At 39.9% G+C, this 14,777-nt stretch carries 16 protein-coding genes and 1 rRNA gene; 14 read left to right on the top strand and 3 right to left on the bottom strand.

The window, feature by feature from the left end; translation table 11 throughout:
* From rrf to HYI04_RS12305, 5 genes are all read left to right on the top strand, one after another.
* Window positions 1-100 (top strand): 5S ribosomal RNA (rrf, locus tag HYI04_RS12325); the annotation flags it as partial.
* Window positions 101-242: 142 nt separating this feature from the next.
* Entirely contained in the window at window positions 243-1,577 is a 1,335-nt protein-coding gene (locus tag HYI04_RS12320) for an aromatic acid/H+ symport family MFS transporter (protein WP_178896214.1), read from the top strand.
* 96 nt (window positions 1,578-1,673) lie between these two features.
* A complete protein-coding gene (locus tag HYI04_RS12315) occupies window positions 1,674-2,003 on the top strand; it encodes a hypothetical protein (protein ID WP_178896213.1) in 330 nt (109 codons plus the stop codon).
* 140 nt (window positions 2,004-2,143) lie between these two features.
* Window positions 2,144-2,395 (top strand): hypothetical protein, encoded by a 252-nt coding sequence (locus HYI04_RS12310; protein WP_010325962.1) that lies wholly within the window; start codon window positions 2,144-2,146, stop codon window positions 2,393-2,395.
* Window positions 2,396-2,401: 6 nt separating this feature from the next.
* A complete protein-coding gene (locus tag HYI04_RS12305; RefSeq protein ID WP_010325963.1) occupies window positions 2,402-2,713 on the top strand; it encodes an ankyrin repeat domain-containing protein in 312 nt (103 codons plus the stop codon).
* 60 nt (window positions 2,714-2,773) lie between these two features.
* Here HYI04_RS12305 and HYI04_RS12300 read toward each other — a convergent pair whose 3' ends face one another.
* On the bottom strand, window positions 2,774-3,328 hold the full coding sequence (locus HYI04_RS12300; protein WP_010325964.1) for a protease: 555 nt from the start codon (window positions 3,326-3,328) through the stop codon (window positions 2,774-2,776).
* Between the two features lie 324 nt (window positions 3,329-3,652).
* Here HYI04_RS12300 and HYI04_RS12295 point away from each other — a divergent pair, with 324 nt between their 5' ends.
* From HYI04_RS12295 to hisG, 5 genes are all read left to right on the top strand, one after another.
* Window positions 3,653-5,101: an RNA polymerase factor sigma-54 gene (locus HYI04_RS12295; RefSeq protein ID WP_178896212.1), complete on the top strand. Its 1,449-nt coding sequence runs from the start codon at window positions 3,653-3,655 to the stop codon at window positions 5,099-5,101.
* A 171-nt stretch (window positions 5,102-5,272) separates the two neighbouring features.
* Window positions 5,273-5,605, top strand: a complete 333-nt coding sequence (gene hpf / locus HYI04_RS12290; protein WP_004695021.1) for a ribosome hibernation-promoting factor, HPF/YfiA family — start codon at window positions 5,273-5,275, stop codon at window positions 5,603-5,605.
* A 136-nt stretch (window positions 5,606-5,741) separates the two neighbouring features.
* Window positions 5,742-5,993 (top strand): BolA family iron metabolism protein IbaG, encoded by a 252-nt coding sequence (gene ibaG / locus HYI04_RS12285; protein ID WP_004695019.1) that lies wholly within the window; start codon window positions 5,742-5,744, stop codon window positions 5,991-5,993.
* Between the two features lie 6 nt (window positions 5,994-5,999).
* On the top strand, window positions 6,000-7,259 hold the full coding sequence (murA, locus tag HYI04_RS12280) for a UDP-N-acetylglucosamine 1-carboxyvinyltransferase (RefSeq protein WP_005400214.1): 1,260 nt from the start codon (window positions 6,000-6,002) through the stop codon (window positions 7,257-7,259).
* Complete coding sequence (gene hisG, locus HYI04_RS12275) at window positions 7,256-7,957, top strand: ATP phosphoribosyltransferase (protein ID WP_010325965.1); 702 nt, start codon at window positions 7,256-7,258, stop codon at window positions 7,955-7,957. Before murA ends, hisG begins: the two co-directional genes overlap by 4 nt.
* Before the next feature lie 76 nt (window positions 7,958-8,033).
* On the opposite strand, the gene HYI04_RS12270 is transcribed toward hisG, so the two are convergent.
* Window positions 8,034-8,378, bottom strand: a complete 345-nt coding sequence (locus HYI04_RS12270; protein WP_159153706.1) for a nuclear transport factor 2 family protein — start codon at window positions 8,376-8,378, stop codon at window positions 8,034-8,036.
* 176 nt (window positions 8,379-8,554) lie between these two features.
* Here HYI04_RS12270 and hisD point away from each other — a divergent pair, with 176 nt between their 5' ends.
* Together hisD and hisC are read left to right on the top strand one after the other, a co-directional pair.
* Window positions 8,555-9,856 carry a histidinol dehydrogenase gene (gene hisD, locus HYI04_RS12265; RefSeq protein ID WP_171519381.1) on the top strand — a complete coding sequence of 434 codons (1,302 nt, stop codon included), beginning with the start codon at window positions 8,555-8,557 and terminating at the stop codon, window positions 9,854-9,856.
* A gap of 173 nt (window positions 9,857-10,029) precedes the next feature.
* Complete coding sequence (gene hisC / locus HYI04_RS12260) at window positions 10,030-11,121, top strand: histidinol-phosphate transaminase (protein ID WP_159153704.1); 1,092 nt, start codon at window positions 10,030-10,032, stop codon at window positions 11,119-11,121.
* Between the two features lie 71 nt (window positions 11,122-11,192).
* Here hisC and HYI04_RS12255 read toward each other — a convergent pair whose 3' ends face one another.
* On the bottom strand, window positions 11,193-12,542 hold the full coding sequence (locus HYI04_RS12255) for an anthranilate synthase component I family protein (protein ID WP_178896211.1): 1,350 nt from the start codon (window positions 12,540-12,542) through the stop codon (window positions 11,193-11,195).
* A gap of 253 nt (window positions 12,543-12,795) precedes the next feature.
* On the opposite strand from HYI04_RS12255, the gene HYI04_RS12250 reads away from it, so the two are divergent.
* Both HYI04_RS12250 and HYI04_RS12245 read left to right on the top strand, forming a co-directional pair.
* Window positions 12,796-13,752 (top strand): DUF6160 family protein, encoded by a 957-nt coding sequence (locus HYI04_RS12250; protein WP_159153702.1) that lies wholly within the window; start codon window positions 12,796-12,798, stop codon window positions 13,750-13,752.
* 187 nt (window positions 13,753-13,939) lie between these two features.
* Complete coding sequence (locus HYI04_RS12245; RefSeq protein ID WP_004695004.1) at window positions 13,940-14,773, top strand: C39 family peptidase; 834 nt, start codon at window positions 13,940-13,942, stop codon at window positions 14,771-14,773.
* Window positions 14,774-14,777 lie beyond the last annotated feature (4 nt).

Genomic DNA, 14,777 nt, shown 5'->3' with positions numbered 1-14,777 from the left:
AAGAGTGAACCACCTGATCCCTTCCCGAACTCAGAAGTGAAACCTCTTAGCGCTGATGGTAGTGTGGAGTTATCCATGTGAGAGTAAGTCATCGCCAGCTCATTAATTCTAAATCCCCCTCCGCTAATCGCTGAGGGGGATTTTTTTATGCAAGGAAGGTTAAATAATAAACGAATCAATCGTCTAATTGAGGTTTATCATAATTAAATAAAATATCTTAAATAGTCATAATTATTATTTAAGTGAATGTGAATGATATTATTGATCGTGCAAAATTTTCGGGGTTCCATTTTCAAGTTGTTGCTTGGTGTTTACTAATTATTTTATTTGATGGTTATGACTTGGCAATTAATGGTGTGGTATTACCATTATTAATGGAAGACTGGGGCTTAAGTGCTGTACAGGCGGGTATGCTTGCAAGTACTGCTTTAGCAGGCATGATGTTTGGTGCAATGATATTCGGCTCTTTGGCGGATAAAATTGGCCGTAAAAAAGTCATTATGATCTGTATTGTGCTTTTTAGCGGGCTTACCTGTGCAGGTGGTTTTGCATCAAATCCAACGGAATTTGCAATTCTCCGTTTCCTTGCAGGACTTGGAATTGGTGGAGTAATGCCAAACCTTGTTGCGCTGACATCTGAGTATGCACCACAAAAAATGCGTAGTACCTTAGTGACTACGATGTTTAGTGGTTATGCCGTGGGTGGTGTAATGGCTGCATTGTTAGGTGCGTGGTTTACTCCAAGTTTTGGTTGGCAAATTATGTTCTTTATTGCGGGTATTCCTTTGTTGTTATTACCTGTTATTTGGAAGTTTTTGCCCGAGTCTTTGACTTTTATTGTGCAACAAAACCGTCAGGCGGAAGCACGTAAAATTGTTCGTCGTTTAGCACCAACGGTGACAGTAAAAGAAGATACAACTTTTGAGCTGCATCAGGTTGATGTGCCAGAGTCTGCAAATGTTGTGAGCTTATTTAAGCGTGGGCGTGCGATAAATACCTTGTTGTTTTGGGTGGCGTTCTTCACCTGTTTACTGACTATGTATGCTTTAAGCAGTTGGTTGCCGAAGTTAATGATGGCAGCAGGCTACTCAATGGACAATAGCTTGATGTTTATGATGGTGATGAACATTGGTGCGGTGATTGGTATTGTAGGTGGAGGGATCTTGGCCGATCGCTTCCATTTGAAACCTGTGCTCATGTGCTTAGGGATGATGGGTGCTGTTGTGATGAGCTTGATGGGCTTCCAATCGAATCAATTCCTTTTATATATTCTAGTATTCTTGGCGGGTGCTGCATCGATCGGTTCGCAAATGCTGCTTTATAGCTATGTCGCTCAGTACTATCCACTTGCTGTTCGTTCAACGGGGATTGGTTGGTCGTCTGCAATTGGTCGTATGGGTGCAATCATTGGACCAATTTTAATCGGGAGTTTGTTGGGTATGAATTTGCCTGCCCACTATAACTTTATGGCTGTGGGTTTACCTGTGTTGATTACTGCTATTGCGGTTGCTCTGATTATGCATGATAGTGACAGCGATAAGATTGATCTTAAAGACGCGTCTATAGCTAAAGCATAAGTTGTGATTCCTTAAAAAGAAAAGCCTCCGAAAGGAGGCTTTTTTTATCTAGTAGATGTATATTATTGATTATAGATATTAAGTATTATTGAAATTATGATCGAGGATTATTTTAAACCTTTAGCTTTGCAGACAGATTTAGGATTGGGGGCAACAGCGGATTCTTTCTATTATGCGGCACAGGCACTAGATGATAATCAAGATACAAAATATGGTTTTGGTATCGGTGGAGGTAAATTACCAATTCTATATCTTTATAGGCATTCGATTGAACTATATCTAAAATCAGCAATTACTCTCATATATAAGATCAGTTTTAAAAAATCAAAAACTGGAAATGATGATTTCCCAAAATTAGTTGAAATGGTAAAGAGAAAAAAATATTTAATGTCCATTCAATTAAAACTTTATTTGAAAATTTTTTAATTATTTTAGAAAATAACCGTGATTCTATAGATAGTAGAACAGGATATAACTGGTTTGATATTCCTGAAGAAATACCTATATTAATTAATAAATTAGAAGAATATGATAGTAATTCAACTATGTTTAGATATCCTATTAGTATGGATAAAAATTTAGATTATCAAAAATCTACTTTTAAAAAATGTAATCTTGTTAAAGGAAAAACTCCAAAAGAGTCGAAAAGTGAATCAAAATCTAAGATTTTCTTACTTGTTCATAATGGGAACGATGAAATCATCGAATCATACGTAAGCGATAATGAAGTGTTAAGTGAGATTCATGAAGTTCTAAAAGAGTTATCTGAACAGTTATCAGGATTACACTTTGGTCTGAAATTCGATTTAATTAGGTAACTTATTATGAAACTCAACACATTCTCCCCAATTCCTGAAAACGATGATGAACTGCATTTACCTGAACTGGTGTATTGGGCTTCTTTAGGTGAACTCGCTGAAGTAGAAAAAAGTCTCGCCAATGGTGTAGATGTGAACTCGACCGATGATGAAGGCTATAGCGCACTTCAAGCAGCGGTTGAAAATGGCTATCTAGAAGTGGTGAAACTATTGGTTGAAAAAGGTGCGAATGTCCACTACAAAGGTGAATACACTGCGCTTCAATTGGCTGAAATGGCGGAACAAGTAGAAATTATTGAATACTTAAAAAGTCTGTGACTTTTAAAAAATGAATAAAAGAGCCTGATCAATATCAGGCTCTTTTTATTTTATGGCATCTTAAATGGACGAATTGGATTCAATTTCTTTCAATATCACTTGATTAAAAGCGGGAAGATCTTCTGAACTACGTGAGCTGATGAGCGTCCAACCACCTGCATTACATGTGTGAACGGCTTCATCGACCCATATAGCACCTGCATTTTCCAGATCGAGTCGTATATTTTTATGCGAAGTCAGATGCTTAGTTTTAATCTGTTCAGCTTTAATCAAAACTAAAGGCGCATGACAAATCACAGCGATTGGTTTGGCTTGGTTGCTAAAACTTTGGATAATTTCGAGAGCTTTGGGATGTTGGTGTAATAGATCGGCATTAACTGCACCGCCGGGGATAATCAGCAAGTCGTAGTCGTCATAATGAACATGATCCAAATCGACGTCTGGAGGATAGCTTGCTGCCGAGTCTGAGTCCATTTTGACAGTTCGAACATCACTAGCTTCAATCGCGGCATGAATGCATTCTATGCCTTTGGACTGTAGAAAATGGAGAGGCTGAATTAGCTCATCATGCTCTACGCCTATATTTGAGGTTATGGACAATACTTTTTGAGTCATGTAAATCACCTAAAAAATGTCTATGCTTTAGCCTAACAAAGCAGAATGATACCGATGTTTTGATTTAACGGACTCTTGTAAGTAAGTGAAAGTAGCCGATGCAGTGTTTCGTGTAACTTTAGACTGTGTGAAGGTTTTAATGAGCCTTTTCAATAATTGATATGTATTAATACATCCATAAAATCTAAAACTAGGTAGGAAATGAAAACAATCTGCTCAAAAAATGTAGGTTTTTTGAATTTTCTATGCTATAAAAAATAAAACGGCACAAAAATTGCTTATAAAGCGTGCTTTAAAAATAGTTGTATTGATGAGTAGAGTTTTATGAAGTTATCGGTTGGATTGAAAGTTTCGAACTCTTTGTCGCTAACCCCCCAATTACAACAAGCTATTCGATTGCTTCAATTATCGAGCCTTGAACTTGAACAGGAAATTCAGATTCAACTCGACAGCAATCCACTCTTAGAAAAAGTAGAAGAACAGTCATCTATCGAAAGCTTATCCAGTGTGCAAGAACAGGATAAGAAAGATTTAACCAACGAACTCAACGCAGATCATTTACCCGATGATTTACCGGTCGATACTGACTGGGATGATGTTTACACCCATCAACCGACCAGTTTGGGCGCAGCAGAATTTGAAGAACGAGAAGATAATCGCCAAGGTCATTTGGGCTTAAAAGAGCATATGCTCGAGCAAATCAATCTGTTGCATTTTTCGCAAGTAGATATGTTGATTGCTTATTGCATTATTGACTCGTTGGACGATAAAGGTTTTTTAGACAGTGATATTTCAGAAATAACGACTTCAGTTCAACATCTTTTAACAAGCATGGACTATGACGACGAAGTCGAAGATGACGAAGTGGTTGTAGTGCTCAAGCATATTCAGCGTTTAGACCCACTCGGAGTTGGGGCGCGGAATCTTGCAGAGTGTTTAATGGTGCAGTTGGAAGCCTTACCAATGCAGACCGCATGTCGAAATGATGCCATGAATCTGCTGAAAAACTATGAACTATTGATCAGCAATGAACTGGCGAAACTGATTAAACAAACAGGTTTAAATCAAGAGCAGCTCAAGTGTGCGGTTGATTTATTGAAAACGCTAAAAGCGCATCCAGGACTTGAATTTGAAGATAAAGACTCGGATTATCAAATTCCTGATGTCGTGGTAATGAAGAAAAACGAACAATGGCAAGTGGCTTTAAATCCTGATGTGATGCCAAAACTTCGTGTGAACTCGTTTTATGCCAATATGATTAAGCGTGCTGATCAAAGTGAAGATAATCAGTACTTACGTAATCAGATGTTGGATGCGAAAAACTTTATTAAAAGTGTCGATGAACGACATAAAACTTTACTGAAAGTGGCGACGTGTATCATTGAACATCAGCGTGCATTTTTAGAAATTGGTGCTGAAGGGATGAAGCCTTTGGTACTTCGAGATATTGCAGAAGAAGTTGAATTGCATGAGTCGACCGTCTCTCGGGTGACAACCAACAAATATATGCTGACGCCACGAGGCTTGTTCGAGTTGAAATATTTCTTTTCAAGCCATGTGGGGACTACTTCAGGCGGTGAGGCATCTTCAACTGCAATTCGTGCCAAGATTAAAAAATTGATTGCTGAAGAGAATGCACGTAAACCTTTGTCTGATAACGCAATTGCCAATCTTTTAAAAGACGATGGAATTGATGTAGCGCGTCGGACAGTGGCAAAGTATCGCGAATCGTTACATATTCCGTCATCTTCTGAACGAAAAGTCTTGATCTAAAATTTAAAATCTGACTATTCTAGAGGTTCATTATGACAACATAATGAACCTCTTTTTTCTTTAAGGAATGGCTAAAATGATTTGATGTTTCTATGCGTGCTGGTTATTTTGTAGTCATTAAATCGTCTTGGCTTTTCCTCATTAATCCTAATGAAGGTGAGGGATAGATATATGCAAATAACAATTCGTGGACATCATTTGAGCATTACCCCAGCTATTGAAGATACCATTCGCTGCAAATTTGCAGAAATGACCAAGCATATTGATCAGGTGAACAGTATGCAGGTGAAATTAACCAAGGATCATCAGGTCGATAAACATACTAAAAAAGGCAGTAGCAATCATATTGCAGAAGCAATTATCCGTTTACCAGGCATTGAATTTTTTGCTCAGGCTTCAGCAGATGATATGTATACGTCGATTAAAAAATTATCAGAAAAACTAAAAAGACAGCTCGATAAGCACCGTAAAATGCAGCAGGTTTACCAACCTATTGCCATTTAGTTTGTTTTTTATGCAAAAAGAGGTTTTTTAAAACCTCTTTTTTTATATATAAAGTGTGCGGGTTTATGATTTATTTTTCAGATTTATAGTAAAATGGCAGGTTTTTACACCGTTGGTCCTATAAGAGGTCTTTGTGATGAATAGTGAACAGCTCACTGAAATTTTAAAAGCTGCTTTTCCTGAAGCTGAAGTTGCAGTTAGTGGGCAAGGCGGAAAGTTTGACTTACGTATTGTCGACGACCAATTCGAAGGCAAACGCCCTGTTGCACGTCAGCAAGCTGTTTATGCACCATTAAATTCTTATATCGCAAGTGGCGAAGTGCATGCGGTGACTATTCGTGCAATGACTAAAGAAGAATGGCGTAAAGCAAGCTTATTCGGAGCTTAAAATTAGATGGATAAATTTTTAATTCAAGGTGGCACGAAGCTCGAAGGCGAAGTTCGTATTTCGGGTGCTAAAAATGCTGCCTTGCCGTTGCTTGCAGCAATGATTTTGCCTGAAACCCCAACCAAGCTCACCAACGTACCGCATTTAAAAGATGTAAATACTTTGGTGCAGTTGATTGGTGGTCTAGGTATTACCATGACCTATGAAGGTGACACGGTTACTGCGGATACCTCAACACTGGACAATCAGTTTGCACCGTATGAGCTGGTGAAAACTATGCGTGCATCTATTTTAGTGCTGGGCCCATTGGTGGCGCGCTATGGTAGTGCAAAAGTGTCTTTGCCGGGTGGATGTGCGATTGGCTCGCGCCCAGTCGATCAACATTTAAAAGCTTTAGAAGCTTTAGGTGCAGAGATTGAAGTTGAAGCGGGTTATGTACATGCTAAAGTTGATGGACGTCTGAAAGGTGGCGAAGTCATTTTTGATATGGTGACCGTGGGTGGTACCGAAAATATCTTAATGGCTGCGGCATTGGCAGAAGGTGTGACCACGATTCGTAATGCGGCACGTGAACCTGAAATTACGGACCTTGCGAAAATGTTGATCGCGATGGGTGCAAAAATTGAAGGATTAGACACAGATACCCTAGTGGTCACAGGTGTTGAAAAACTACATGGCTGTGAATATGCTGTGGTTGCTGACCGTATTGAAACAGGTTCGTATTTGGCTGCTGCGGCCATTACCGGAGGTCGTGTAAAAACCACACATACTGATCCAACGTTGATGGAATCGGTCTTAGAAAAGTTTGAAGAAATGGGCGCGGAAGTGACCCGTGGTGATGATTGGATTGAACTGGATATGATGGGTAAACGCCCGAAAGCAGTAAGTTTCCAAACGCTTCCACATCCAGATTTCCCAACTGATATGCAAGCACAGATTATGGCAGTCAATGCCATTGGTCGTGGTTTTGCCACCATTTCTGAAACGATTTTTGAAAACCGTTTTATGCATGTACCTGAATTGTCACGTATGGGTGCCAATATTCAGGTCGAAGGTAATGATGCTGTTGTGACCGGTGTAGAGAAACTTTCTGCTGCACCTGTGATGGCAACAGATTTACGCGCTTCTTTCTCGCTAGTGTTAGCTGCGCTTGCTGCGGATGGTGAGACGCTGATTGATCGTATCTATCATATTGATCGCGGTTATGAAGATGTCGAAGCGAAATTACAAGGTATAGGCGCCCAAATTAAGCGAGTAAGTTCATGAGCGATATGAGAAACGATGATCCAAATTTTGACGTAATGGGCAATTTTGATCATGGTTTAACATTGGCATTGAGTAAAGGTCGTATTTTAAAAGAAACCCTGCCTTTACTTGAAACGGCTGGAATTAACTTACTGGAAGATCCTGATAAGTCACGCAAGTTAATTTTCCCAACCACCCATAAACAAGTCCGTATTTTAATTTTACGTGCTTCTGACGTACCCACCTATGTGGAAAATGGTGCGGCTGATATCGGTGTTGCGGGTAAAGACGTGCTTATGGAACATGGCGCGCAAAACGTTTATGAACCACTCGATCTAAAAATCGCAGTATGTAAACTGATGACTGCAGGCAAAGTTGGCATGGCGCGTCCCAAAGGGCGTTTAAAAATTGCCACTAAATACGTAAACTTAACCCGTCAGTACTATGCAAGCTTAGGTGAGCAAGTCGATGTAATTAAGTTGTACGGTTCAATGGAACTTGCACCGTTGGTGGGTTTGGGCGATTACATTGTTGACGTGGTCGATACTGGGAATACTTTACGTGCCAATGGTTTAGAACCTTTGGAAGAAATTTGTAAAGTGTCTTCACGTCTGATCGTGAACAAGGCAAGTTTCAAACGTAAGCAAGCCTTGTTAAACCCAATTCTTGCACAGTTAGAAACAGCAGTTGCTGAACGTGAAGCGTTAAAAAACAAATAAGTTCATCTTTTTTGTTTTTAAAGAAACCGCTATCGATGATGGCGGTTTTTTTGTACCTGCTCATTTTTTAATATTTCTATTGGATTGAAATACAATAGGATTGAATCTGAACCAGTTGATTTAAAGTATTAAAAGTATAGACATCACAAGCAGAAATTCGCGATGTCTGCTGAGTGTCATGAAATTGTGCTTCACCTTGAACAATCACATGATGACCCATTTGATGAATTGCTTGAATATGGAACTCATGCGCGACGGTCGAAAAATAATGTTCGATAGACTGGCAATGCTTGAGTACTTGATCAAAACCTGAAAGCCGTTGTTCACCCACAATTTCCCATGTAATGGCTTCCGAAAAATGCTGTTGGATTCGGCTAAATTGCCCCGTTGAAAAGTATGTGGCTATGTCCGTGAGGGGCATCTTGTTTTGCCTGTTTTTTAGTCATGTTTAATAATTCTAGATTAAAAATATTGAATCAGATTCATTTCCCGATGAAGTTAAAAGTAATTTTTCATTACACTCTGTGTTTAGCTGGGGGATTGTTGCCCACAAAATACAGGAAACAAGGTAAACTAAAGCTTCCCTTTATTTTCATTGTGGATAAATTGATGCGACGTTTATCGACTCAAGATCAGAACTTTAAACAAGTCTTTGCTGATTTGTTGGCTTTTGAAACCGTGAGTGACCCAGAACTTTTAAAAACCGTAGATCAAATCATCGCTGATGTTCGTCAGCATGGTAATGCTCATGTTCTTAAACTCACTCAACAGTTCGATCGACATCCCGCGCATCAATTCTCAGATTTAGAACTGACCCAAGAACAATTAAAAACCGCTTTTGAGGGTTTGAGTACCGAAGTCCGCGAGGCGTTAGAGCTTGCTGCAAACCGCATTCGTGAGTTTCACCAAGCGCAAAAACAAGAAGGCTGGACCTATGTGGATGCCTTAGGGAACACACTTGGGCAAAAAGTAACGCCTTTAGATCGCGTTGGTATTTATGTACCTGGTGGTTTGGCATCTTATCCGTCTTCTGTACTGATGAATGCTGTGCCTGCGCATGTGGCGGGTGTACCTGAAATTATTATGGTCGTACCTGCACCGAATGGTGAGTTGAATCCATTGGTATTAGCAGCTGCTTATTTGGCTGGCGTCAGCCGTGTCTTTACTATTGGTGGAGCGCAAGCAGTTGCAGCTTTAGCCTATGGTACAGAAACGATTCCAGCAGTAGATAAGATTACAGGACCAGGTAACCGTTTTGTCGCGGCTGCGAAACGTGCGGTATTCGGACAGGTCGGTATCGACATGATTGCAGGGCCATCTGAAATTTTAGTTTATGCCGAAGGCGTGAATAACGCACAATGGTTGGCAATGGATTTATTGTCCCAAGCTGAACACGATACTGTGGCGCAAGCAGTGTTTATCACACCGGATGAACAGTTATTACATGAAGTAGAACTGGCTATTGAAGTGCATTTACAAGCTTTACCTAAGGCGGAGATTGCGCGTACTTCAATTGCCAATCGTGGCGCGTTAGTGCTTGTGAAAGACCGCGCTGAAGCAGTTGAGCTGATTAATCAAGTCGCGCCTGAGCATTTAGAACTGTGCCTAGATGAAGCACAGGAAATGGCCGAAGATATTCGCCATGCTGGTGCGATTTTCATGGGGCGTTATACTCCAGAAGCGATTGGTGACTATTGTGCAGGGCCAAACCACGTTTTGCCAACTTCAGGTACGGCACGCTTTTCCTCGCCGCTGGGTGTATATGATTTCCAAAAGCGTTCAAGTTTGATTATGTGCTCTGAGCAAGGTGTGAAAACTTTGGCGAAAACCGCAGATATCTTAGCGCAACAAGAAAACTTAGATGCGCATGCGCGTTCGGCACGTTATCGTTATCAATAATATAATTTAGATCCCTCATGTGTTCAGTAATGAATGTTCCTCTCCCTATGGGAGAGGTTAGGAGAGGGGAAAATATTAAATTCAGTTTGGGACATCATAAACCTCTCCCAAACCCTCTCCTAGAAGGAGAGGGCTTACATAAAAGTAAGTTGAGTGCATAAATGAGATAGACAATGTCTAACATTACTACAGAAAAAATGCGTTTTTGGAGTCCTGAAGTACGTGAATTAGAACCGTATGTACCAGGCGAACAACCTAAAATTCAAAATTTATTGAAGCTCAATACCAACGAAAATCCATATCCACCCTCACCAAAAGTGGTGGAGGCTGTTCAAGCAGTTTTGGAAAACTCTGCAGATGTATTGCGTTTATATCCAGATCCAGATGCTTCTGCGTTAAAGCAGGCGATTGCGACACAACAAAATGTTGCGGTTGAAAATGTCTTTGTTGGCAATGGTTCAGATGAAGTCTTAGCTCATATTTTTAAAGCATTTTTTGTGCAAGAGCTGCCTGTACTTTACCCCGATATTACCTATAGCTTCTATCCTGTTTATAGCCAATTTTTTGGGGTCAAAACCAAAATTTTACCACTCAATGATGACTTTGAAATTGTGGTGGATGACTATAAACAAGCCAATGGTGGCATTATTATCACCAATCCAAATGCACCCACCAGTATTGATATCGGTTTAACTGCAATAGAAGCAGTGCTTCAGGCCAATCCAAATTCAGTGGTGGTCATTGATGAAGCTTATGTAGACTTTGGTGCTGAATCGGCAGTCAGTTTGGTGGAAAAATATGAGAACTTGGTGGTGTGCCAAACCACGTCTAAGTCTCGCTCACTGGCGGGTTTACGTGTTGGTTTTGCGATTGCTCAACCGCATTTGATTGCGGCACTTGAAGCGGTGAAGAATAGTTTTAATTCTTATCCGATGGACCGTTTTGCGATAGCCGCTGCGGTCGCTTCATTTGAAGATCAAGCTTATTTCGAAGCGCAAAATCAAAAAGTGATTCAAAGCCGTGAACATTTGATTGAACAATTGACCGCACTGGGCTTTAACGTTTTGCCATCAAGTGCCAACTTTATCTTTGCATCATTACCTAGCAAAGATGCAGGTGAATTAGCGGCTGAATTACGTGAACAAGGCATTATTGTGCGTTATTTCAATAAACCGCGTATTAACCAGTTTTTACGTATCACAGTTGGAACTGATGAACAAAATCAACGTTTAGTCGATACATTGAAAAATGATATTTTAAAATAAACTTTCAACAGTTTTGATCTTTGAAAAGTGAACCTTCATTGATGTGAAGGTTCACTTTTTTATTTTGGTTGCTATTCAGCGTCCGTTTGCACAAAGGTATTGAGTAAATTAAGCAGTGCTGAGACCTTGTCAAAACATTCTTGGTATTCAGCCTCACACTCTGATGCAATGGTAATTCCACCGCCAGCCCAAAGTGAAACCTCATCTTGGAATTTTTGAATAGAACGAATCAGAATGTTCCAAGAACCCGTACCATCAAAATTAAAATAACCCATTGAGCCACAGTACGCTCCACGTGGTGCACCTTCGAGTTCTTCAATAATCTGCATCGCTCGAATTTTAGGCGCACCTGTAATAGACCCGCCAGGTAGCGCAGAGAGCAGCACATGAAAGGGATGAACTTCTGCTTTCAGTGTTGCTTCGACTTCGCTGACCATATGATGGACTTGATTAAAGCTTTCAATATTAAACAGTTTAGGTGTTTTGACTGAGCCTGTTTCTGCGTAAACACTCAAGTCATTACGCAGTAGATCGACAATCATCACATTTTCAGCTTGGTCTTTTTCAGAAGTCATTAAGCGTTGTTTCGATTGTTCATCCAAGATGGGATCTGCAAAGCGCGGCATGGTGCCTTTAATCGGCTTGGTAATGATTTTTCGATGAGCTTGAAAATCAATAAACAACTCGGGTGAACAACTTAAGAGTTCAAAATCATCGATACGGAGATAGCCTGAGTAAGGTGCATCGGTCAATTGCCAAAATGCTTCGACTGTACTTAGGAGTTGACCGTGTGCCTTGGCAGTGAACTCTTGTGTCAGATTGATTTGATAGCAATCCCCAGCTTTGATGTATTCCTGTACTTGCTGAAAAGCTTGTTTGTATTCGGTTTCAGTCCAGCGTGCTTGGCAGATCGACTCAAGTTTGAGTGGATGGGTTAAGGCCGATGGCTGGAATAAATACGATTCAATTTTGCGATAAATGCGTTCGGCTTGTGAGTCGCTACTGCAAAATAGCCAGCCTGCATCAGTCCATTGTAGATAACTACTGTATAAACCTAAAAATAGGCTTGGCTGTGACTTAATTTGAACCGGAACGTGTTGCTGGGCGGCATAATCATAACTGACGAATCCAATGAGTCCGCCACTAAAAGATGCTTCTTTTTGTTCTGAGCTTGACTGAATATTACTGGGAATGTCTATTTCTTTGTCATCGTGGATGTAACAAAAATCCTGAGTGCGTTGAAAGAAAAAGTGCTGGTTTTTTTGAAAAACTTGGTAACGTTCAGGTAAAAAAGCAATGACAGGTGCATCGACATTTTGTAAATAGACTAACTGTGTGAGCTCATTCAATGCCTGTAGTATATGAGATACAGAGAGGGTTGAATCACAAATTATCTTTTTAAATGATTGGCTTAGAGTCATGCTAACGCAAATAGGATCAAAAAATTCAGGCTATTTTACCGCATTGTGCGTGTACGCATAGAGGAAATACCGTTTATCGGTAAGGTATGGATTGCGACCAACAGCAGTTGATCAAAAAATCACTCAGATATAACGTAGTTCAGGCAATAAAGTCACTCAAGGATAGGTGTTAATACTGCGACAAAATAAAAAAACAGTAACTAACACCGAGTGATCGATATCACAAAAATAAAGCTCTTAGGAGAGGAACACGATGAAAATTATTACTAAACTTGCTTTAGTTTCTTCAATGGCAATCAGTGCAAATGCGATGGCAATGCAAGCAATGGATGACGCTTCGCTTAGTGCCGCTACAGGTCAAGATGGTCTAAATATCGGTATCGGTATTTCTAAAATCGAAATTGGTAAGGTTTTTGTTCATGATAATGATGGTTTAGCGACTACATCTCTAGGTGGTACTTCAACTGCTGGTGCTATCGTTATCCAAGGTAATGGTATAGCGGGTGATACGCTGGAAAATCACGGTATTGTTATTGGTGCGAACTATGATAATGCAGGAGCATATTTACTCCCATCTCGTAACTTAGCTGATTTGCAAATTGACACAGATGCAAACGGTGGTAATGCATTTATTAACATTGCAGCTCAAGTTTCAGGTTTAGATATTAAAATTGGTCAAATTGGTGTAGTTGCTTCGGCTGATGTTCCTACAACAGGAGCAACCTCTATCCGTCGTGGTGGTACAGGTACGGTGAATCCGATTTTAAGTGGTTTATCACTGAAAACAGGTCCAATGTCTGCAAACATCCAACTGGGTGCTGCACCTCAAGGTGCAATGATCCAATTAAATGCGACGATGGTTGGTGGTTTAGAAATTAAAAACTTAGGTATTTTAGATAATTCAACTAAAACAGCAACGCGTGCTGCAGGCGAAATCTTTGTTGAAAGCATTAAAGTTGCAGATGCAAATTCTCTAGATTTAACACTAAATCAAAAAATTAGTGTGATTGGTGAAGAGGGTGCGAATAAGGGCTATATCCGTATGATTAGCACAAGTGGTGCACACGATACTTATGTGAAAGGTGTGCATTTGGGTAGCCGTAATGCTGCATCTATTGGTGATGTAGAGGTTCAAGGTATGCAAACTTACTTTAGTCCTGCTGCTGGTGTATATATGCCAGGTGCTGTGATTACCATTTCTGGTCACTAAAATTAGACTTTAAGAAAGCGCGTGAATTCACGCGCTTTTTTTCAAAAATATATTCATAAAAAATGCAAAAAAAGACTATTTTTTTATTTTAAAACACAGTATCTTCTTGAATGTATGGATATAGAGTATTAACTCCAAAAACAAAAAATGGGCGGGATGCCTATATTATTAAAAAAAGTAAAAAACTATGTTAGAGATCGCATTGGGCTCAGCAATGATGTATTACTTTGCCACCGAAGCCTTTGATATTAAGAAAAAACCAGCGGAAGCAGTTTACTATACTGAAGTTTTAGACTCTCGGAATGCATCTTTTACCAGAATGCATCATGAACCTGTCCTAATTAACCCTGCTGTCGAAGACCAATTTCGGGGCATTGTGCGTCAAGCTTATGATTATAGTTGTGGTTCAGCAGCACTGACCACCTTAATCAATGGCTATGTCGGTGCTCAACTTACAGAACAACAAACCATGGATGGCTTGCTTCGCTATGGCGAATATGAGCGAATTATTGAGCGTCGTAGTTTTTCTTTATTGGACATGAAACGCTTTGTGACTGCACTTGGTTTAGAAAGTGGAGGCTACAAGGGGGAATTTGAAGATTTGGTTAAGCAAGGTCAACCTGCCATTGTTCCAATCTCCTATGCTGGTTTTAAACATTTTGTGGTGTATAAGGGCTATAAAGATGGACGGGTCTATGTTGCCGATCCTGCCTTAGGAAATATTAGTTTTGATGAACAACGTTTCAAGGATGTTTGGGAAAATAACACGTTGTTTTTAATTAATGTTCCGACTGAAATGCGTAAAAATATGTTGGCTTTACAGGAAGCAGATCTGCGACATGTAGATGATGCTACAGTCAACCGCTATGCACTCGTCGATATTCAATATCCACAACATTATATGGAAAAAATAGCCGATCGCGCATCTACAATTCGCCTAGAGCGTAATAAAAATAAAGAGTCGGAATATTATGGACAGCCGACATACAATTTTCTCAGGCTTTATTATAAAAACAAATAAAGTG

The organism is Acinetobacter sp. SwsAc2 (assembly GCF_013391465.1).
GTDB lineage: Bacteria > Pseudomonadota > Gammaproteobacteria > Pseudomonadales > Moraxellaceae > Acinetobacter > Acinetobacter johnsonii.
Note: the sequence above shows the minus strand (reverse complement) of the source record. Positions and strands in the feature narration are given on the sequence as shown.